This is a genomic window from Novipirellula aureliae, assembly GCF_007860185.1.
Classification (GTDB): Bacteria; Planctomycetota; Planctomycetia; order Pirellulales; family Pirellulaceae; genus Novipirellula_A; species Novipirellula_A aureliae.
Genome location: NZ_SJPY01000002.1, coordinates 658,924 through 682,084 on the forward strand (window position 1 = coordinate 658,924; position 23,161 = coordinate 682,084).

The 23,161-nt window shown below is 53.2% G+C and carries 12 protein-coding genes; 10 read left to right on the top strand and 2 right to left on the bottom strand.

Annotated features, from left to right (window positions below; translation table 11 throughout):
• Window positions 1-30 precede the first annotated feature (30 nt).
• The gene (locus Q31b_RS08285; RefSeq protein WP_146599195.1) at window positions 31-1,161 is read right to left on the bottom strand and encodes an AI-2E family transporter; all 1,131 of its coding nucleotides are present in this window, start codon (window positions 1,159-1,161) and stop codon (window positions 31-33) included.
• Between the two features lie 390 nt (window positions 1,162-1,551).
• On the opposite strand from Q31b_RS08285, the gene Q31b_RS08290 reads away from it, so the two are divergent.
• From Q31b_RS08290 to Q31b_RS08335, 10 genes are all read left to right on the top strand, one after another.
• On the top strand, window positions 1,552-3,807 hold the full coding sequence (locus Q31b_RS08290) for a serine/threonine protein kinase (RefSeq protein ID WP_146599196.1): 2,256 nt from the start codon (window positions 1,552-1,554) through the stop codon (window positions 3,805-3,807).
• A gap of 531 nt (window positions 3,808-4,338) precedes the next feature.
• Window positions 4,339-5,541: a DUF1559 domain-containing protein gene (locus tag Q31b_RS08295; protein WP_146599197.1), complete on the top strand. Its 1,203-nt coding sequence runs from the start codon at window positions 4,339-4,341 to the stop codon at window positions 5,539-5,541.
• Window positions 5,542-5,669: 128 nt separating this feature from the next.
• The gene (locus tag Q31b_RS08300; protein WP_146599198.1) at window positions 5,670-5,855 is read left to right on the top strand and encodes a hypothetical protein; all 186 of its coding nucleotides are present in this window, start codon (window positions 5,670-5,672) and stop codon (window positions 5,853-5,855) included.
• A gap of 460 nt (window positions 5,856-6,315) precedes the next feature.
• A complete protein-coding gene (locus Q31b_RS08305) occupies window positions 6,316-8,124 on the top strand; it encodes an alpha-L-fucosidase (protein WP_315860383.1) in 1,809 nt (602 codons plus the stop codon).
• A 354-nt stretch (window positions 8,125-8,478) separates the two neighbouring features.
• Entirely contained in the window at window positions 8,479-10,644 is a 2,166-nt protein-coding gene (locus Q31b_RS08310; RefSeq protein ID WP_146599199.1) for an alpha-L-fucosidase, read from the top strand.
• Between the two features lie 262 nt (window positions 10,645-10,906).
• Window positions 10,907-13,051, top strand: a complete 2,145-nt coding sequence (locus Q31b_RS08315; RefSeq protein WP_146599200.1) for a right-handed parallel beta-helix repeat-containing protein — start codon at window positions 10,907-10,909, stop codon at window positions 13,049-13,051.
• A 233-nt stretch (window positions 13,052-13,284) separates the two neighbouring features.
• On the top strand, window positions 13,285-14,844 hold the full coding sequence (locus tag Q31b_RS08320; protein ID WP_146599201.1) for an alpha-L-fucosidase: 1,560 nt from the start codon (window positions 13,285-13,287) through the stop codon (window positions 14,842-14,844).
• A 104-nt stretch (window positions 14,845-14,948) separates the two neighbouring features.
• A complete protein-coding gene (locus Q31b_RS08325; RefSeq protein WP_146599202.1) occupies window positions 14,949-16,541 on the top strand; it encodes a hypothetical protein in 1,593 nt (530 codons plus the stop codon).
• Window positions 16,542-16,679: 138 nt separating this feature from the next.
• On the top strand, window positions 16,680-19,346 hold the full coding sequence (locus Q31b_RS08330) for a GH116 family glycosyl hydrolase (RefSeq protein ID WP_231617426.1): 2,667 nt from the start codon (window positions 16,680-16,682) through the stop codon (window positions 19,344-19,346).
• A 30-nt stretch (window positions 19,347-19,376) separates the two neighbouring features.
• The gene (locus Q31b_RS08335; RefSeq protein ID WP_146599204.1) at window positions 19,377-22,343 is read left to right on the top strand and encodes a right-handed parallel beta-helix repeat-containing protein; all 2,967 of its coding nucleotides are present in this window, start codon (window positions 19,377-19,379) and stop codon (window positions 22,341-22,343) included.
• Between the two features lie 69 nt (window positions 22,344-22,412).
• Here the strand turns inward: Q31b_RS08335 and Q31b_RS08340 are convergent, their stop codons facing one another.
• A complete protein-coding gene (locus tag Q31b_RS08340) occupies window positions 22,413-22,901 on the bottom strand; it encodes a Dps family protein (RefSeq protein ID WP_146599205.1) in 489 nt (162 codons plus the stop codon).
• Between the last annotated feature and the right edge of the window lie 260 nt (window positions 22,902-23,161).

Genomic DNA, 23,161 nt, shown 5'->3' on the forward strand with positions numbered 1-23,161 from the left:
CGCGTTGTCGATCCGCATCCAATTCGCTCCCTAAACCATTGCACTGGAGCTCTCGGTATCGTCATCGGATGGGAACCGTCCTGCCATCAGATCCGCAATTGGCTTGGTCGAATCAATTCGTTGCAGCAGGATTTTTAGTGCCGCCGTTACTGGCGTGGCAAGAAACATTCCAATGATTCCCCACATCATTCCCCAGAACATCAGTGCAACAAGAATGGTCACCGGGTGAAGATCAGAAGAGTCCCCCATAATCTTGGGCTCGATGACATTGCCGCTGATCGCTTGAATTGCACAGCTAACGGAGATTGCAGCGACCATCCATCCGATACTACCGGTTGGATCGAGAATGATCAGCGGAATGGGAAGCAGGCTAGCGATAAGCGGTCCGACGTTGGGGACGAAGTTGAGCAGGAATGCCAGAACGCCGAACGTAAATGCCATCGGAACGCCGAACATCCAAAGCGAAATACCGAAAGCGAATCCGGTGAATATCGAAATCAACGTCTTAAGCCCAAGATAGGAGCGAACTTGCTCATCGATTTCGCTGATCATCGGAGATTTGTAGCGAACGGTTTTCCCACTCAGTAAAAAGAATACATAGATCAGGACAACCACACTTGTCGAGACCAGACTAATCAACGCTTGGGAGAGGATTGAGATTCCATCACGGACAAAGGCGTCGACGAAATCACTGGCGTCACCCTTGGACGACCTGTCGGCAGCAACCGGGACAGGTGCCTCCGGCATCGGTTGCGTGGCATCCTGCGAAGGCCGTACCGACGCCGTCCGTGTGCCTATGCGTTGACCGAACGATTGAACATGAAGCTCTGCCCAATCGACGATTTCCTCCACTCGGTTTCGGTAATTCCGTGAATTCTTATTGAGGTCGACCATCGATAGCCAAATCGAAAAACCGAACACGAGCAGCAGAGCCACCCCCGCTAGAAATGTGATACCAGCAGCAATGATGCGGTTCACCCCCAAACGCCTTTTAAGCGCATTCAAAATGGGACTGACGCCACTCACCACGAACAACGCAACCACCAAGGGCACCAAGACAGGACGAAGCCAATAGATCGAGAAGGTCACGGCAACCACAGCAAGGACCGCGAGGCTAACGGTTTGGATGCGGGCGGACGACGGTTCATCAGGTTGAATCATGCCTACAGAATATCACGAATCCGCTTGATGAGTAGTATGCCTGCTATGACGTCTACCTAAAAAGACGACACCCCAACTCCATCATCCTCATTCCCAGGAGCGTCTAAAATGAACGAAAACGAAATCAGCAGAATCATCGTCACGGCAGCAATTGAAGTTCATCGTTCCTTGGGCATCGTTCCTTGGGCGGGCCGGGCTTACTTGAATCCGTCTACGAAGAATCTCTCGTCTACGAAGAATCTCTCGCCTACGAAGAATCTCTCGTCTACGAAGAATCCCTCGCCTAGGAAGGCGAGACAGACAGATAATGGAGAAAGATTCTAGCATGAGAGCGACTTTCGATTATGCTGGCGGGTGCGACCTGCGACTCTCCACCCTTTGCCTTCGCCCATGAATCCAATCGAATTATTCCGCCGTTCGGGGTCCAAACGATCACATCCACAGGCCCATATGACATGGGCCTCGCGAAGCATCTCCATGACGGCTACCCGCACCGGGATGTTTCTTAGGAAGCAACTTTGGATCTGGCCGATTGTCGCAGTCGTCATGCTATCGATGATCGGGTACTTCGTCCGCGGCGCCATTGAATCGACGATCAAAGCAAACGTAAGCTCAGGATTGCAGACCCTGCTCAATCTCGAAACCGGGATGTTGGAAAAATGGTTCGAGGTTCAAGAGTCGGCGGCAGAGGCACTAGCCAACGACGCATCCGTGCGAAAAACGGTGTATGCCCTACTCGACTCAGAAAGCGTCGAAGCTTCGAATCAATCCGAGTCAGAATTGGATCTCCATAAGATTTTGGCTCGCGAGCTCGCTCCATCGATGTCTGCGCACGACTTCGTTGGCTACATGTTGGTTGATAAGTCGATGTCAGTCGTTTCGTCCTCGCACACAGCATTGACCGGCGAACGCCAAGTCACAGAATATGCGGAATTCCTCGAACGTGCACTCCACGGCGAATCGTTCGTTTCACCGCCGTTTCCGAGCGTGGTCATGATGAAAGGCGTTGATGGTCGCCCCTGGATTGGAGTGCCGACGATGTATGCATGCGCGCCGATCCGCGATGCATCCTTTCAAGTCGTCGCAGTCCTAGCACTGCAAATACGACCGGAGCGGGAATTCACACCAATTCTGCAATTGGGCCAAGTCGGTGCCGCTGGTGAGACCTACGCCTTTAACAAAGAAGGCATCATGATCAGCAATAGCCGATTCGACGAAGAACTCATACTGCTCGGGCTATTGCCAGACCGCACCGACTCGCAATCCATCTTGCAGATGTCGATACGCGATCCGGGGGTGGACATGACTCAAGGCCATCGCCCGAATCTTCGCCGCTCGGAAATGCCGTTAACGATCATGGCCGCTGACGCGATCGCCGGCAACGCAGGAATGAACGTCGAAGGTTATCGAGATTATCGTGGCGTTTCGGTGATCGGTGCTTGGCGGTGGTTGCCAAAGTACGAAATCGGAGTCGCGATTGAGGTTGAAACGGCACAAGCGTTCCGACCACTGATGATTCTGCAAAGAACGTTTCTGATCATCTATGGACTGTTGATTCTCAGTGCGATTGCGATCTTTGTGTTTACGCTCGTGGTCGCCCGCTTGCAACGTCAATCACGCGAAGCGGTGATCGAAGCTCAGCAACTTGGGCAATACACACTCGACGAAAAACTCGGTGAAGGAGCGATGGGCGTTGTCTATCGAGGGCATCATTCAATGCTGCGGCGTCCGACAGCGATCAAGCTCCTGCACACCAATAAAGTCAATGACGCCTCGATTGCCCGCTTTGAACGCGAAGTCCAAATCACCTGTCAGTTGAACCACGCCAATACGATCGCAATCTACGACTACGGTCGAACCCCCGAGGGTGTGTTCTATTACGCAATGGAGTATCTCGATGGAATTGACTTGCAAAACCTCGTTGGCAAATACGGCCCACAATCCGAGGCTCGGGTGATTCAGATATTGCTGCAAATGTGCGGTTCACTTTTCGAAGCCCACTCCCAAGGCCTCGTACACCGAGACATCAAACCTGCCAATATCATGCTCAATCGCCGTGGTTGTGAGCCGGACGTGGTTAAGGTCCTCGACTTCGGCTTGGTCAAGGCAGTCGATCAAACGGATGGTGAAAACAAGGCTCAGCAAGGCTCGATGTCGGGAACACCGTTATACATGTCGCCCGAATCGATCCAGGCGCCGATGACGGTTGATGCTCGTAGCGATATCTACGCGGTCGGCGCCGTCGGCTATTTTTTGCTGACAGGACGGTCCGTATTCGAGGCCAACGGCATTGTCGAGTTGTGCCAGAAACATATCGATGAATCGCCCGTCGCCCCGTCGAAACGAGCCAACATCCAAGTCTCCGGACAACTCGAAGATGCAATCATGAGTTGCCTGGAAAAATCACGCGCCAAACGACCGCAAACAGCGAGAGACCTAAGCGTGTTGATTTCCAAGTGTGAGACAACTAGCCGATGGACGATTGAGGATGCCGACCGTTGGTGGGGACGGCATGAACGTGGCTCGCAAACCTCCACACCCAACCCGTCGGCCGTTAATCCAGCCGTGGCAATGGAAGTAACCATGGATCAGACAATGGACCAGACCATGGATCCGGAAACGGCCGAGAAAAAGACGGCCGAGTAGGCTCGTGATGCAACCTTCAGCGATTGAGGTGGATTGCGTCGGTTCCAGGACAGCGCACGTCGCCTGCGAGCGAAACCCCCGTTGAAGCCGAAGGGCCTTGCGCTCGTTTCGAGCAGTGCTTGCTCGCTGGCGTTCGCAACGCCCCCCAATGCCATGCGCCCCCACCAAAACAACACGCGAGAACCATTGCACACCCCACCTACAGAGGTGCGTCCTCCATCAACCGACGGCTCGGCTCCAAAAAAACCCTCTCTTGTCATCTAAAGAGATGACAATCAAGAAATTCCCCAATGGTAGAATCATACCCACTCAGGCTCGAGATGGTGCCATCTCACGCCTGAATCCCGATGCGAGGTAGTCATCGAGACAAGGCTTGTTTCCCGTAGGCTCCTCACATCTTTTTTTTAGCGGTCCTGGATGTCATCACACGACGCCCGTCTATCGAGGGAGTCGTGAGTAGGAGGGTGGCGAGGCACGCGATCGAGAATAATTGTCCTGAACTTGTTTTCACTTTCCACAATGAGGTTTTCTATGAGTTATGCAAGAGTCCGACGAGGGTTCACATTGGTAGAGCTACTCGTCGTGATCGCCATCATCGGCGTTCTGGTGGGGCTGCTACTACCCGCCGTGCAGGCGGCCCGCGAGGCAGCCCGCCGAATGAGTTGTAGCAACAATTTCAAGCAGATTGGCTTGGGGATCCACAATTACCACAGTGCGTTCAACCAGCTGCCGACCCATGGGACCGGCACCCACTTCGTTTTTTATGGCAATTATTGGAAGAGCAGTAGCGATAATGGTAGCAGTGTTCGCCTGAGTATGCTCGTGCCAATTTTACCCTTCATTGAGCAACAGGCGTTGTGGGATCAAATTAGCAACCCACTTGTCGGCCGAACGGATGGGGCGGCGACTGGTAAAGGGACTCCAGGCGACCCATGGCCGGCGATGGGCCCGGGACCCGATAAGATCAATTACCAACCCTGGGTTACCGAACTGCCAACTTACCGCTGCCCGAGCGATCCCGGGACGGGCTTGCCCGCTCTTGGCAGGACCAACTACGCAGCCTGTCTTGGGGATTCGAGTCTGAGGATCGCAACGGGTCCTTGGCATCGATTTAGGAGGCCTAATCGAGTTATAAAATCGGACCCGAAGGCCACGGAAGCAAAAGCCGGGTGTCGCGGATTCTTTAAGCCGCGTGACGAAGGGGCCTTCCGTGGCTGTCTTGATGGGCTGTCCAACACGATAGCGATGGGCGAGATCATTAGTTACTTGGGAGACCAGGATGCACGAGGGATCCCACCGGAAACGGGTGTCAATTCAATGAACAACCCCTCCATTTGCACCGACAGCGCCCTGCTCGATCCAGAGCGTCCGCAGTTTTGGAGTACCGCAGCGAAGCAAGTAACCGACAGTACTTTCGCCCGGGGATACATGTGGGCCGATTGTTTGGCCCTCCAATCGGGCTGCTTAACGGTTCTTCCGCCAAACCGAGAGATCTGTGGACCCCAGGACTCCTGGTCAGGCTCAGCGACCTTCACCGTCTCAAGCCAACACCAAGGTGGTGCTCATGTGCTTATGGGTGATGGTGCGGTCAAGTTCATCACGGACTCCATCGAGGCCGGAAACTCTCACGCACCGATGGTTCAACTGGCTACCGCAGGCGATAAAAGTCCTTATGGGCTCTGGGGTGCTCTTGGGACTCGGGCTTCCAAAGAAGTGATCAACGAAGAGTTCTAAAGATAGAATCAACCTAACTTTTGCGGAGCATTTCAATATGCAAGGTGAAAGTTAGACGGAATCATTTCCAGGAATCGGTGTCAATGATAAATCGAATTTGATTAACAGTTTTTTTAAGGATTTGAAGTATGCAATTGCGTGTATTTGTGTTGTGCTTGGGGGCAGTTCTGTTCCTTGTTGGCTGCGGTGACGACAAGCCTCGTACTGTCGTCGACAGCTCCGATTTGGAAGGGATTCGCGAATACCAAGCCATTCAGGACGCGAATGAAGCGAAGATGGCAGCGGAGTTGGCGGCTGAAGAGGGTGGTGGCTAGCATCGACGATGGCCAGACCGTTGGCAGCTGGTTTCGATGTTTCGTTGCGAAAGCAGGAATGGAGGGGACGACGAGTGCCGTCAACCGATGGCACAGTCGCTCCCTCACCGCTTTGCTTCAAAAGAGTTGACTCCCGCGGCGAACGTCGCGGCTCGCAAGATCTGCTTGATCAACAAACGATCATTCGATCTCGACCATGCTCGTCTCTACAAGTAACCGCTTGAAGGGAAGGTATCCCCCGAAGGGGAGCCGAAGAAAAACTATCAATCATTGCCTGACGATTACGCCGAGCCGGCATGCGGTGTTTGCTTGAGGCTCGGAAAAAAAAGTAGGCTTTGGTCGAGAAAGGGTCAGACCTTCTCTGAACAAGCCGAAAACGAAAAAAATAGAATATCCACAAAACGGTTAGGCCCGTTCCGGGCAGCGTCTAGACCGCTGAATATTAGTAGGAAGTCATGTGATGAAAGCGTACTTACTTGGTTTGATTGGCGTCGCGCTCTTGGCGGGAACTGCCCCGTCCGCAGAGATGGACACGATGTGGGGAGAAAGCACCGTCAAACTGCGCGCTGAAAACGCCGAGCGTGGAGAGCTTTTCGATGAAGGCAACTACGCAATGTTTATCCATTGGGGACTCTACTCCCAACTGGCCAATCGAGTCGATGGAAAGACCTACTATGGTATTGGCGAGTGGATTATGGATCCCAAAATGGCTAATATTCCCGCGGAGGAATACAAGGAGCTAGCAGGAACCTTCGATCCAACCGATTTTGACGCCAAATCGATCGTGCAGTTGGCGAAGGACGCGGGGATGAAATACATCGTCATCACCGCCAAGCATCACGACGGTTTCGCCATGTACCACTCCAAGGCATGTGACTTCAACATAGTCGATTCCACGCCCTGGAAAACGGATCCGATGGAGGAGCTCTCTGCTGCCTGTCGCGAAGCCGGCCTCGGTTTTGGTTTCTACTATTCCCATAGCCAGGACTGGACTTTTCCCGGTGGGCGAAAAGGACCAACGGTGGACGAAAACGGCAAACCGGCAACCTTCGACGACTACTTCACCAAAAAGTGCCTGCCCCAGGTCGAAGAACTCACGACCCAGTACGGCCCGATTGAACTGATTTGGTTCGATACCCCTGGAGGCATGAAGAAGGAATATGTGCAACAGCTCGTCGATATCGTGCGAAAGAACCAACCCAAGGCTCTCGTTTCAGGACGAGCAGGCCATGATTTGGGTGACTATCAAACACTCGGCGACATGGAAGTGCCGCACCATAACGTCGAGGGGATGTGGGAAAGCGTCGACACGACCAACGATTCTTGGGCTTATGCTTGGTACGACCAGCGATGGAAAACGCCCAAGAAGATCCTGCATCGCTTGATTTCCTGCGTGGGCCGCGGCGGAACCTACATGCTCAACATCGGTCCGACGGATAAAGGCGCGGTACCCGACCGAGCCGCCCGCTCACTACGCGAGGCGGGTGAATGGATCCACCGCTATCCGCAGGTGGTCTATGGCACCGATGCGTCTCCATGGCAACATGCCATGCCGTGGGGTGATGTCACGGTACGAGGGGATCGAATGTTCCTAACCGTTTTTGACTGGCCAGACTCGGGCCAGCTGTTTCTACCCGGTTTGAAGACGGAGATCGTATCCGCGCACCTACTTCATGACGAAGAGGCCGAACCGATCTCACACGAATCCGTTAGAGGATGGAACGTCTTTGAACTTCCGAGCGGCGCGCCAGAAAAATTGGTTTCTGTCATTGAGGTTAAGTTGGCCAGTTCGCCGGAAGTCGATCCCACTTTTGGGCTGGACCCGAACAAGGGAACGGAAATTCTTGCTGAGTTCGCAACGGTCGACGGTGCAAAGATCGTTAAGCATCGTTGGATGGAAAAGTTCGGCGAGTGGCTATGCGTCCATCCAGCGACGAACTGGAAGACTGGGGGTAAGGCCGTTTGGGAAGTCGATGTCTTGACGCCAGGCGACTATGACGTCCGGCTCACCTATACGGGCGAAGGACGATTGGTCTGGGGGGTCGATGTCGTTGGCGGAGAACACATCCAAAACCAGCAGAACGCCTCACACAATTACCAAGAATTTCCAATTGGCTGGCTCCATTTTCCAGCACCCGGAAGATACAATGTGGCCGTCTCCTGTCTGGAAGGTAACATCGAAAGTTCCAGACTCAAGTCGATTCGCTTGATACCGCTGAGCGAGTATCAGAAACCGTCGAAGCGGGTCGCTTCAACCGCAGTGAAGTAAACCAGCAGCCTGAGGTGGTTTCGTTTCAATGATCCGTTTCATCACGGCATTAGGCATCTTGCCGTAGTGGATCTTGTTAAAGATCCCCGAACGCTAGGATCTTTAACAAGATCCACTACGGACAAGCTAGGATCTTTAACAAGATCCACTACAGACAAGCAAGGATCTTTAACAAGATCCACTACGGACAAGCTAGGATCTTTAACAAGATCCACTACGGGCAAGCAAGGATCTTTAACAAGATCCACTACGGGCAAGCTAGGATCTTTAACAAGATCCACTACAGACAAGCAAGGATCTTTAACAAGATCCACTACGGGCAAGTCTCCACGGACAATCAACAACTGTCATCGAATGAAATACCTACTAAGAACCCTTTTGATTGTGATCCTGGGAACGCTTCCGTCTCAGGCGGATGAAGCCCCAGGAAAGCCTAGCAAAAAGCCAGCTCAGGACACGAGTTTTGAGTATCGATTTCCGAAGGACTTGGAACAAACGCCGGACTCCATCGTCCGCCAGAAGGAGTGGTTTCGCGATGCCAAGTTCGGGGCGTTTATTCACTTCGGCGTGTATTCCGTTCTGGAAGGTGCCTACAAGGGGAAGGTTCAAGGGCCTCGCTACGCCGAGTGGATTTGGGCGGACGCAAAAATATCGGCGGCCGAATACCGTGAAGTGGCGATGACGTTTAACCCAGTCGAATTCGACGCGGAGGAATGGGTCCAGATCTTTAAAGATAACGGCATGAAGTATGTCGTGATTACCTCGAAACATCACGATGGTTTTGCGTTGTTCGATTCCGCTGTCAGCGATTTCAATATCGTCGATGCCACGCCGTTCAAACGAGACATCATTAAAGAACTGAGCGAAGCTTGCCACCGGAATGGCCTTAAGTTTGGAGTCTATTATTCACAAGCGCAGGACTGGGAGGATCCGGACGCGCCCGTGATGTCACCGCGGCGTACCCGCCGCGGTGTGATGCATCCAGATCTTCCACAGGGCTTTAAGCCGGATTTCGACAAATACCTCGGTGAGAAGAGTCTTCCGCAAGTGGAAGAGTTAATGAAAAACTATGAAATCGACCTGGTTTGGTTTGACACGCCAATCAACATGACCTTTGAGCGTGCCAAGCAATTTACAGACGTCGTTCGCAAGTACCGTCCGAATTGCTTGATCAACTCTCGCCTGATTCAACAGGGGAGAAATAGGATTCTAGCGGAGAACCTGGAGCTATTCGATTACATTTCGGTCGGTGACAAGGAAGTGCCGACGACGAAGTTGCCACTTTACTTTGAGTCCCCTGACAGTGTGAGCACTTCGTACGGCTACAAGACGTTCGGAAATCATCAATACCATAAAGAGGTGGAGATGATTCACCGACTCGTTCACACGGTGTGCTCCGGCGGTAACTACCTGCTAAACAACGGACCGATGGGCAATGGTAAAATTGACCCCGAAGCGGTTCGTCTCTATGGCGTGATCGGCGATTGGATGAAAGTCAACGGCGAGTCGATCTACGCTACCATTCGCAATCCATTGCCTGAGCGACCGCAGTGGGGCGACGTTTCGGCAAGCAAGGATGGCAAGACGCTTTACCTGCATATTCTAGAGTGGCCCAAATCGAGAGCGATCACCGTCGACGACCTGCCGTCCGCAGCAGCCTCCGCTACCTACCTGGCAACCAGCGAAAATGCAAACTTTGCTCAGCAAGGTAAGTCGCTCGAAATCACGCTCACGGCGAAACCACTCGACCCGTACGACACGGTTGTCAAAGTGACGCTGCAAGAATCCACCGATTCGGAAATTCGTTCGTCAGGCCACTCCAACCCCGCAAGGGATGCCTGGGCTAAATTGGCGGGGAAGTCTGTAGGGCGTCCCGAATTTGCTTTCGTTGAAAACGATCCAGCCCTGCCCAATGTGCTGATCTACGGCGATTCGATCTCGATCATGTACACACAGCGTGTTCGCGAGAAACTCAAGGACAAAGCAAACGTCTACCGACTGTATTGCAACGGCGGTGATTCCAGTTCATTCATTGCAAAGATGACAAAGATGCACGAGGCAATGAGGGACGAGAAACTTGATCAACCGTGGACGTTCGATTGGGACGTGATCCAATTCAATATTGGTTTACACGATCTCAAATACATCTCAGCAAATAAACTCGATAAGCAAAACGGGAAGCAGGTTACGACGCTCCAAGAGTACCAAAAGAATCTCGACGAAATCGTGGGTTACTTGAAGAAGCTCGCTCCCGAGGCAAAACTCATCTTCGCAACCACGACTCCCGTTCCCGAAGGTGAACCAGGCCGATTTGCCGGCGATGCCGTCAAGTACAACAAGGTGGCCGAAGAGGTCATGAGTAAATATCCGGAAATCACCATCAACGATCTCTACTCCTTCACCAAGCCGAATCAACAAGTTTGGTGGAACAAACCAGGCGACGTCCACTACAAGCCAGAAGGCCGTAGCGCCCAAGGTGACGAAGTCGCGCGAATCATCCTTGAGTCGCTCGCCCACTGAAAACGTTCTGTTGGTGACATCCATCCAAACATCCATCCATCCATCCAAACCCTATCCAATGGTTGGTCGTTCACACGCCGATCGTGGCAATCGCTTCGGTCCGCGTGACCAAGGGTACGAAAGTCTTGACGACTTCCGCTACCGCCCAACCTTGAAAACAAGTAACTCAAGCAACGAAGTCTCTTCCATCCGATGACACTTCGAGCGGTGGTCTTTGTGCCCTCACCTCACACGGTTAAAGAATTAGACAGGACCTAAAAAGATGAAACAACTCATGGTATTGATGTTGGCAATGCTGGCCAGCAACGTTTGTAGCGCCCAGGCGCCGCAGGCTGATTTCTATGTTTCGGTCGATGGCTCCGACAGTTGGTCAGGTACCCTCGCTCAACCCAATGCGCAGGGAAGCGACGGACCTTTCGCAACCTTGTCGCGCGCTCGCGATGCTGTTCGCATCTTGAAGGAGAACAAGTCGGACGACATCGCCGTGCTGATTCGCGGCGGAACGTATCCACTCGACCAAACCGTCGTGTTTGGCTTGGAAGACTCCGCAGAGGGCGATGCAACGATTACCTATGCCGCCTATCCGGGAGAGACCCCGGTGTTCAGTTCCGGGCGAGAAATCACAGGCTGGAAAAAAGTAACCGGCGAGCTTCCTGGTCTACCCGAAGATGCGGTCGGAAAACTACAAGTGGCCGATGTCTCGGGCAAGTTCTTGACGCTCTATGATAACGAGGGAATGCTACCACGCGCACAGTCGGAACGCTTTGTGCCGTCGGGGAACGCTACCGAACTTCGTTTTCCCAAAGGGCGTTTAAAAAACTGGCCAAATGTGACCGATGTGGAAATTGTGGTCCGCCCTACTCGGCTTTGGACGATGAACGTGCTACCCCTCGTATCGGTTGACGAAAATGCCGGGGTTGCCCGCACCGCGATACCCGCGACGTATGGGATGAACAAAATCGGCTGCTGGGTCGAGAATGTATTGGAGGAACTCGACAAGCCAGGCGAATGGGTACTCAATACGAAGGAGGGAAAGGTTTACCTTTGGCCTCGGGGCGATTCGCCTGTCATGGCTCCTCAGTTGATCGAGTTTATCCGAGTCGAAGGGGAAGTCGATCAGCAAGGCCCCGAAGATACGCCCGTTCGCAACCTTGTCTTCCGCGGCCTCACGTTCAAGCATGGCGAACGGTATACACTGGCGAAGGACGATGCAGGGACACAGCACGACTGGGATATGTTCGACAAGGACAACGCGCTCTTTCGTCTGCGTGGAGCCGAGAACTGCGCCGTTGAGCAGTGTCATTTTCTTTACAGCGGAAGCGGTGCCATCCGCGTGGACCTGCATGGCCAGAAAAACAAAATTACCGACAACCACATCGAACATCTTGGCGGGGGCGGCATTCTCCTCTGCGGCTATGGTCCTGGCACCAAGGACGTGAACAAAAACAATCTCGTCTACAACAACGACATTCATCATATCGGCGAAATCTACTGGCATTCACCCGGAATTTTCCTTTGCCAAAGCGGAGACAACCGTATAGCGAATAATCTAATTCATCATACAAATTACTCAGGAATGATTGTTTCCGGAATCGTAACGCGATTTTTCGTGAAGCAAAACAAACGCGAATCAAGCCGTGCCATCCGCTGGCATGAAGTTGGAAACGTGCCGAACAATCCCGACCTGGAAGACGTTCGCCCCTATTTGCATACACGCAACAACCTCATTGAATACAATGAGATTCATCACGTCATGCAAATCCTAGGTGACGGCAATGGAATTTACGTTCGCGGCGCTGGTGCAGGCAACGTGATTCGCAGCAACTACATCCATCATCTGGTCTCCGACATCAACGGGCAGAGTGGGATGCGGACCGACGGAGGGCAAATGGATACCCTGTTCACCGGAAACCTGCTCTACAAATGCAAGTCGCAAGGGATGACGTTAAAGCTGAACAACCGCTTTGAAAACAACATTGTCGCCGACGTCATTGCGCCACGCGGTGTCTATCTGAAAATCGTCGAAGGCCCCATGAAGGGCGCGAGCAATAAACGGAACATCTACTATTCAACATTGGCAGACTGCGACTTTATCTCTGAGCCCGGTGCCGGAAAGGGATTGGTAGGCGAAGACCGTAGAGGTCGTGTGGCTGCGCGGATGACAGACATCGATTCGGACTATAATTTTTACTACTGCAAAGCAGACAATCGCATCGGGGAAGCGACGTTAAAAAAACTGCAAAGCGATGGTGGCGATACCAACAGCCAGGCAGTTGATCCGATGTTCGTCGACCCGGAAAACGGTGACTTCCGATTTAGACCGGATTCACCTGCGTTGAAGATGGGCATTGTGCCAATAGATCTATCCAAAATCGGCCTTCGTGACCAAGCGCCAACGAACCAGTAGCAACACACAAACTAACCGAGTGCTTTGGCAGGGATGAGAATTACGGTTGGCAGTAGTGGATCTTGTTAAAGATCCCTCATGCGGAAGGATCTTTAACAAGATCCACTACCCTAGGGGGAATCGTTGACAAAGCACTAATGCGTCAAACGCAACTCAAGAATAGAAATCATTGATCCAACGCAAACGCACAATCAATCTGGACACTTACGATTCGTTATAAACGTTTAAACACCATGGAATATCAGAGCAAAACAATGAAGAACCACAGAATGAAGACTTGGAGCTACTTGCTGCTAGCGGCGTTGATACCGAGTGCGACGAGCGTTACTTTTGCGCAGGAGGCGAACCAGTCATCCACCAAGGTATACCAACTGCGTCCCGATGGCGTGACCGCCATCATCGCCTCCAATGGGGCACTGTCCGGCAACGCCAAGCGACATTCGAGGAGCAGCAATGTGGTACACGGTTTTGATTCGCCACAGGACACGGTGACCTGGACGGTCAACGTACCGCAGGACGATGAATACGTCGTCGACGTGCTCTACAGCAAGCAAGAACAGGCGGAACTGGAGGTTAGCTCGGGTGACTCTGTCCTGACGGCTCCATCCATCATCAGGACCTGGGACTACCGCCCCTTCTTCTGGCGTCAGGAGTTGCCCGGTACCATGCATCTTAAGGCTGGCGAGAACCAGATCACTTTTCGCGTGCCTGATGCCAAACCGGTGGCAACTTCAGGTAGATCTCCACGGTTCGGCCAGGGTGTGACGGAAGATTTCCACCTGTTTTCCATCGAATTGGGCACGGCCGCAGCGCGTAAGGCAGAAGTGGAGCGGGCCAAGGCGATTCGTGGCGATGCCTCGTGGATGATCGAGGGGAAATATGGCATCTTCGTCCATTGGTCGTCACAGAGTCGCGGTTTCAATATTGGTGAAAAGAGAGCGGACTGGTTTCAAAAATCGGTGGAGATGTTTGATGTCAACGTGTTTGCCGATGCCGTCGAACGCACGGGCGCCTCTTGGATTACCTTCACCGCGACACACCAGGGATTCTATTGGCCCGGCCCTAACGCCGCCATCGACAAGGTTGCTCCAGGACGCACGGCCGAACGCGATTTGCTGGGCGAAATCATCGACGAACTGGACAAGCGCGGCATTGCCACCCTGTTCTATCTACACACCGGCTATAACGGCTACGACCCCAAGGTATGGCGTGAGGCTCTGGGTGCCAACGATCCGGACACCAAGCGTTTCAGCGACAATATCGAAGCGATCCTACGCGATTGTAGTCTGCGTTATGGAGAGAAGCTGAAGGGCTTTGGCTATATGGACGGCGCACTGGCCTGGGATTATCCCCTCAATCCATCGTGGGAAGGCTGGGCCCGTGCGATCAAGGCGGGCAATCCCAACGCGGTGGTCGGCCTCAGTACCAACCGAGGACCGGCGGTCAGTCCCTTTAGCGAACTGGGCGTCACCGATGGCGGCAGCGAACTACGACAACCTGATCCCCAACTCTTCGGCCCAGGCAAACAACTCGGCGACGTCACTCCTGCATGGTGGTGTCTCATGGACCGGGACGGTTGGTTTATCAATCGACCGATGAATGCTAAGTGGGGACCAGGTCCGGTACATTCCACCGAGGAATACGTTGACTTCTTCAAACGTATGGCAGAGGCCAAGATTCCGGTGACCATCAACCTGGTTCTAACCGCGGATGTCACGGATGATCACCCCGTCTTCAATCCCGAGTGCATTGCCGTGATGGAAGAGGTACGCAAGGCCGTTCATGGCAAGTAAGCAATGATTTATTACGGACTCGAAACTTAATACCATTGCCGTTATCGCGGGAGCCGTCGTTGTCGGTTTTCGTACAGACGGCCATTTCAGAGAAGGAAAAATCAATGAAGCGACATCTTGTGACAATACTGATCTTATTGACCGCAAACGCCTGGTGTGCTCGATCAACGCAGGCTCAGGGAGAGAGTGTTCCGTCGGATACGGCTGAAACTCTCCCAGATCCCTTGCTAGGCAAACGCGCTGACTGGCTCAGAGGCTCGTGGGGACTCAATTGGAAACCGGTGAACTTGTACAATGGGCGAAGTGAAAGCCTCACCATTGACGATTTCCTTGACCAGATCAGTGGGCTGAAGACTATCGATTATCTTCAGCTACATTTAGGGGATTCACACAAGAATTCATGCGTGCATCTGGGCACGCATGATTTGCTGGAAAGCCTGTGGCAAGGCGACACGAATGCTCGTGGAAACCCCATCAATCTCGTGGTTCCTCGCAAGTCAGCCGGAGAGGATCCCTTCTTGAAAATGCTCAAGGCGACCAAGGCGGCCGGGTTGAAAACACAACTCTATGTCAATTCCGCGAACATGTTGGCGTTCACGGGTCAAAACCCGAGCGCTTTCCCAAATATCACGGAGCGGTGGAAAGCTTGGTGCGACACCAACCCTGAGGCTCAGGCTTTCATCGCCAGCCAGCCGTACCATACCCATGCCCGGTATCCGAATCGGAAATACATGTTCTGTTATGCGGAGTTTGTGTTAAAGGATTACTCGATCCGCTATGGTGATTTGGTTGATGGTTGGTTGTTCGATGCCGGTCACCAATTCATAGGAAGAAACGGCGACAATCCTACGAGTGGCAAAGCGGAGGATCAGAGGCTCTACCGAGCCTTTGCTCTCGCTTGTCGTGCTGGGAATCCCAATACGGCGGTTTGTTTTAATAACGGTCCCGAGAGAGATACCGAAGAGTTGAATCCGTTCTCGGAAGCGACGCGGTACGATGATTATATGTTCGGCCATCCTTACGCTCCCCGGGTAAGCCTGGGGGATCATGCTTCGAGGACCTATGAAAGAAACTACGCGCACATCCAAAAGATCACCGAGACCGGTGGCAACGTCCATGCCGGCGGGGCCTGGACCTGGGACGACAAGGTTGTGGGGCATTTTGATCCGCCCATGAGTAGCACCCGTTGGAATACCGGCTCGACGCCAGGGTTAACCGATGAAGAATTTCTGCTCTGGAATCTGGAATCCGCCAGAGGCGGCGGCGCCATCTCTTGGGGGGCGCCCCTCGTAAGACCCGAGGGTGCGGGGGATGAATTGCTGATCCAAGATTGGGGCATGGCTCAGCTAGCCTTGATGGATGAGCATTTGAGTATCCACCAAGCTCCCGGTGCGCCGAATTGGTCGCGGGCAGAAACCTACCTGCCCGATGCCACGATGAGCCAGGCCTATTCACGTACGCTGGTGGAAGGTGTCGATTTCTGGGATCCTGAAGGGGAGAATGTGACCCTGAGCTTAGTGGACGCGCCGACTTGGTTGAGCCTCAAGCAAGACACCGCACAGCCTGGACATTGGTTGTTGCAGGGCATGCCCACGGAAACATCGGAAACGGAACACAAATTCCGTTTGCGTGCCGAAGATGCGACGGGCGCGACCGACCGTTGGGTGGAACTCAAGGTGGGGGCGCTGGCGATGTAGAGCACCGTCGCATCGCGATCCACAACGTAAGGATTGTAGTCCATCGCTAGGAAAAACATCCTGCGATAGAGAATTTACCGAGTGCTTGAAGTAGAAAAACCGCTCGGGAACAGGAAGAGAGAGAATCGGTTTTTGACTGTGAAAGGACGGTTTATTTTAATGTATCCACAAGCGCGGCTTCAAGTTGTATTGGCCGTCTGCCTGCTCGCTCCTGCAGCGTTTGCAGTAGATCCTGGCACCTTGTATCGCAACACGATTCCCAAGGACAAGCAACTGGATCCGGCCTGGGTTCAATCGCTGACCGAGCGGGGGCATGCTCTCGATACCGGAATTGCTGGTTCGAAGCGGGATGATTCGCTGAAATTCATCGGTATGCCAGTCGGAGGCATCGGCTGTGGCACGGTCTATTTGAGCGGCGACGGACGCCTCTATGTCTGGGATATTTGGAGTCAGGGATACGCTGGCGTCCTGCCCAATACGACCGAGTCGCCGATGGGGTTTCCCGGAGGCACCAGGACCGGACACGTAAATGCAGCGAGTGGATCAAGCTATTTAAACCCGCCGACCTTTGAAAGGTTTACTCCAGACTTTTCACAAGGGTTCGGTATCAGGTTTCAGGATGGAAGCCTGAAGGAATTCAATGCAGGGGGATGGGAGTCAGTCGAGTTTACCGGTAAATGGCCGATTGGAACGGTTTCGTATAAGGATTCCACGAGTCCGATCGATGCCGAATTGAAGGCCTACTCGCCATTTATCCCGCTGAGCCTAGACGACTCAACGATGCCGGTCACCGTATTGAGCTATCGCTTGACCAATGTGTCGGATCAGCCCGTCTCGGCGGAGCTTGTTGGCTGGCTTGAGAACATCAGCACGGTTGCGGTTGCAGATCAACAAGGGGCGTTTCAGAGCGATCCACGGTTTACCTCTGTCAGCCATCACTGTGAGATGCAACTTCCGGCTGGGCGAGGTAAAAATGCGGGGCTACCCCCATCGGTTCATAAGGGCACGATGGCCATGTCCTATCTGGGGGCTGGGAAACAGACAGTCGTCGAGCAGATCCCGGGGATTGCGGCGAATGTGGTCTTGGAATCGGGACAGAGTCAGGAATTCACGTTCCTTGTGAGCTGGCATTTTCCAGTGGTCCGAGTCCGAGAACAGCTTAAGGATCCATTGGTCGCCTATAAGAATGAGTATGCCTCTCGGTTTAAGGATGCGCTGGCGGTCGCACATCATGTGGCCAAGAATTTTGAGCGGCTCTCATCCCAGACCTTGCAGTGGGTGGATACCTGGAATGATTCCACCTTGCCGCAGTGGCTGCTGGATCGGACGATGGCGACGGCCGATACTCTGCAGACAGCGAACTGCTTCCTGCTGGCCGATGGCAACGGCGGGCGTTTTTGGGCCTGGGAAGGCATTGGGGTTTGCCATGGCACCTGCACTCACGTTTGGCACTACGCCCAAGGAATGGCCCGGCTGTTCCCATCGCTGGAACGCAACCTACGCGAGAAGACGGACTTTGGCTTCGCACAGTTGCCCAACGGCGCGGTGCCGTTTCGCGGGACAATCGACGGCGCCGAGGGCGGGGGTATCGCCATCGACGGCCAATGCGGCACCGTACTGCGTTCCTATCGCGAACACTTGCTCAGTGCGGACGACTCATTCCTGAAAACCAACTGGCCCAAGATCAAGCTGGCTCTAGAGTACCTTATCGACTTCGACCGTAACGACGGCGATTTTGACGGCTTACTCGATGGCAAGCAACATAACACGTTGGATGCATCGTGGTACGGTAAGGTCCATGCCATCAGTTCGCTCTACCTTGCCTCCCTACGGTCCGGTGAGGAAATGGCCAAACGAGTTGGCGATACTGAATTCGAGACGCTGTGCCGCGGTCTATACGAGAAGGGCAGTAAGGGAATCGAGACGCTGTATAACGGAGAGTATTACGTCCAGGAAGAAGATCCGAACCATCCCGAGGCCATCGGCGTGGGACCGGGCGTTTATATTGATCAGGTCATTGGACAGTTCTGGGCCAATCAGCTGGGGCTTGGTCGCTTGTATAACGCCGAGCATATGCAGTCTGCCTTGAACTCGCTGTGGAAACACAACTTTGTGCCGGACGTCGGAACTTTCCGCGAAACCTTTCGTGAAGGACGATTCTATGCCTGGACCGGTGACGCCGGATTAATCATGTGTACCTGGCCCAACGGTGGGCTGCGTGAAAATTTCAGGAACCACCGGCCGTATCGATATTTCAATGAATGCATGAGCGGCTTCGAATATCAAGCTGCGGCCCACATGGTTGCCGAAGGAACGCCACAGCTGGTGAGGCAGGGCTTGGCCGTTACCCGCGCCATCCATGATCGCTATCGCCCCGAAGCACGCAATCCTTACAACGAAATCGAATGCTCCGATCACTATGCCCGCGCCATGGCGTCCTACGCGGTGTTCCTGGCCTCTTGTGGTTTTGTTTACGACGGCCCAGCAGCGATGATCGGCTTCGATCCCGTCATCGGTCCCGAGAACTTCCGGGCTCCATTCACTGCTGCCCAAGGCTGGGGTTCCTTCAGCCAAACAATCGATGGCGGCAAGATGACGGCTGAACTCGATGTGCACTGGGGCTCGCTTTCGCTCAAGACACTTCGCTTGAATCCTCGTGATTCGAAAATCAAAGAGGCCACCGTGACGCTTGGTGGCAAGAAATTGAATGTCAAGCTGGTGAGGAATGAGATCGGTGTCTCCGTCGAACTCGCCGAGATGGTATCAATTTCCCCCGGACAAGTATTGGCCGTGGAACTACGTTAGTACAAAAAGTGAATACAAAAAGAGAAAGATATGCATAGGCAATTTTGTTGTTCAACCGTGGTTTGTCCGTTTTTGATCACCGTGGTGATCTCAGCGGTAATCACCATGGGAAATGGTGCTGGGTCAGCCCAAGCGGACGAGATCACAGCTCAGGTGACCTACTATGTGTCGCCGAGTGGCAATGATCAAAATTCCGGGACGGAAGCCGCGCCCTTCAAGACGATCGAAAAGGCACGTGACGCGGTTCGGAAAATCAATCAGTCCATGACCGGCGATATCCTGGTGCTTGTCGAGGGTGGTGAATACCCCATCCATTCCACCATTGATTTTAGCGAGATCGATTCGGGCAAGAACGGCCACACGGTGATCTATCGTGCCAAGGCCGGGGAAACACCTCGATTGACCGGCGGTGTGAAGGTCACGGGCTGGACACCAGTCGCCGGAACGAACCTTTTTCAGACCAAGGTCACTGCCGTAGAAAACTTCCGCCAAATGTATGTCAATGACAGTAGGGCACAGCGCGCGGTCAGCGCAAGATCCCATCGAGGAAAAGATTTTTTCCATGATGATTCAGGTGCTCAGGTCGGTTTAATTCTGGATTCGTCCTCGATTCCCAACTTTGAGAATCCTGGAGATATGGAATTGGTCCAGGTGTCCAATTGGTCTTTCCATCGTGTGCCCGTCAATCGTTTTGCTGCGTCTGGGCCGGGCGAAATAGCGATTGTGATGGATCAACCCTACTTCGCTTGGTCACTGAAAAGCACAGGCCACAATCGGTTTTCGTTTAAGAAGCCTTTTTATATTGAAAATGCCTACGAGCTCTTGGATACACCGGGCGAATGGTACTTCAACCGAAGCACCGACACCCTCACCTACTGGCCTCTACCAGGAGAGGACATGTCCACCACGGAGGTATTTATCCCCAAGACCGAGACTCTGATTCGAATCAGAGGTGCATCGCTCACCGAAAAAGTAGAGAACCTCCGTTTCGAGGGATTCACCTTCGCCCACACCACCGAGCTGCGGGCCTCGACCGCAGGCGCCTTTGCGCAGCAAGCCTCGAAATGGAGCGATGGAGACGGTGGCTATGCCATGACCGAATCTTCGGACTATCGCCCCAAGGCGGCCGTGTGTCTCGAAGCGACGGATGGTATTTGTTTTAAGAACAACGTGTTTAAGCACCTAGGTGGAGCCGGTCTCGATGCACTCAATGGCGTGAGCCATACGCTGATCGAAGGCAATCGATTTAGAGATATTTCGGACTCGGCCATTGCGATCGGCGATTGGGAGCATGTCTATTTGAACACAGGCAACACATGCCGCCGGTTCCCCCAAGCCTCTTCCAACGGCACCATCGAGGTTCAGCTCAAACGCGTTGACGAACACGAGGGCGAAACCGAGATGGGACTGGCCAATGTTACGAATTCTGGCAATCTCATCAAGTTCATCCACCATGACAACCACTGGAAGATCGCCAAGGTGACTGCCGGCGAGACCACCGTGGTGGCAACGGGGCCGGCTTACCCGATCGCCAACCATACGGACTACACAGTGAAATTTGTTGTGAAGGGTTCCAAGCTGGAAGGCTTTGTCAATGGCGTGTCCCAATGCAGCGTTGACGATCCCACTGGATCGAGAGGCACATTTGCGTTGGTCGCAGATAACGCCAAAGTGCGTTTTGATAACGTCCAATTGTTGAACGTGGACAATAAGAGCGTCGCTCAATATGACTTCGACGTCGATCCATTTCCCGATTGGTTCAATATAGGCCAATGGAATTGGGTCACCGAGGGAACGACCTGCATGGAATTCGATGACCTTGGCGTGCTCGATGAAGAGGTCTGTGCCCAGAACTGGATAAGGAACAACACGATCGAAGATACGGCGCGAGAGTACTGGGGTGCCTGTGCCATCTCGGGTTACATCACCGATCGTCTGGTGATTGAGCACAATCGCATCCATGACACCAAGTACAGTGGTATTACTCTGGGATGGGGCCATGGCAACCACCCCGATTCGACCACCTGTAAAAATAATGTCGTACGCTTCAACGATATCTCGGACTTTAACCAGCAGTGTTATGATGGCGGTGCGATCTACACGACGGGGCAAATGCCCAAATCCCTCATCGAGTACAACTACCTGCATGACTCGGTCTATAATCATCCTCTCCGAGGCATTCAAAACGACAACGGCTCGGGCGAGATTGAGATTCGCCATAATGTGGTGGAGAATGTCAAGTATCCCGACGGTAGAGATCAGCGTTGGCTACAGTATACCCAACGCCTCTGTTACGATTTGTGGGCGCACGACAACTATACCAATTCCACGGACCAACGCCAAAACGGCGGCCCCGATTGTCGCATCACCGAGACAACGGTGTACACGGACGAAAATCGACCCTCCGTCGCCTACGCAATTGCCAATAAAACCGGGCCGATTGTGCCTGCGGAATTTGCAGAGGATTTTGAAACGGGAACCGATGCTTGGTCGAACAACGGGGGCGACTGGTCGGTCATCTCCAACGGAGATCACGCGTTTCAGGTCGACAACAGCTCAGGGACACGCTATGCCTTTACGGAGGGTCGGTACGTAAATGTCTCCGTTGAGACGAAATTAAAACTGGATCAATCCTACGCTCCAGATACCGGCATAGGCGTTATTGCTCGCTATACAGACAACGACAATGTCTATCGCTTTTTCCACAACAAGGAATCATGGAAGCTACTCAAGAGAGTCGGTGGAACAACCTCAATCTTGGCCGAAGGACCGAAGGCAATACTCACGCCGGGCACAGAGGTCGATGTGAAGTTTGTTGTCAACAACTCTTTGCTAGAGGGCTATGTCAACGGTGTACGACAATGCCGTGTCACCGATACCGATCTAGTATCGGGTCAATGCGGACTCTACAGTTTCAAATGCAAAGGTTCTTTTGACGATGTGGTTATCCGATTCATCGACTTGGATCTGCCGAGCGGAACTTTGACCGCTCGGTAAAACTCAGATCAAAACCGCTTGCCGGATCTACTTACCCATCGCCGACGAGAAAGAATATCGGTTTATCGACTACTCTTCCTGCGCCTGTAGCATCCACAAGTGTTTTTCGAGTGGTCCTGCAATGCCGATGCACATGTCTTCACTGACCGGGTCAAGATCGCCAAGTTTCTCGATAGCAGACCGCAGTTCATCGATCGTGGTTTTCATCGCATCGGCAACATGAGCAATCGTCGGTCCAGCCTTAAGAAAACCTTCAGGATACTGCTGCAAGTCGCTTGCCGACGCAACCGATCCAGAGCGACCATCGGGAGCGATGCCGAGCGTCGAAATGCGTTCAGCCACCTCGTCACTGGCCGCTCGTACGGTCGCGATGATTTCATCGAGTTGCAAATGAATACTGCGGAAGTTGGGTCCCACGACGCACCAGTGAGCCTGCTTCATCAACAGCGCTAAGTCGATCAGGTTGGTCAAATTGCGTTGCAGCAAAGAGGTGCATTCTTCGTTCTTTTCGTCATTGAGAACGTCGCGTTTGAATTGAGTTTGAATAGTCGTTGGCATCTTAGAGACTCCTATTGGGTGGATCGGATGAATGTTTCGGAAGCAGCTAAATGCATATTCCGTGCCAACTCCTAGCCCGAAGGCTGCCTACATGCTCGTTTTCGGCATGGAGCCTACGCACAAGCAACATGTGGCATGTAGAGGTGATCGATTCGCAGGCATTCTGTCAGATCCTCGAGCAATGCCATGCCAGTTCAGGATCGAAGCCAGCAAACCGAGTCTTCCTAAGGCGTCCTGGGAAACAATAAGCTTGCAAACGA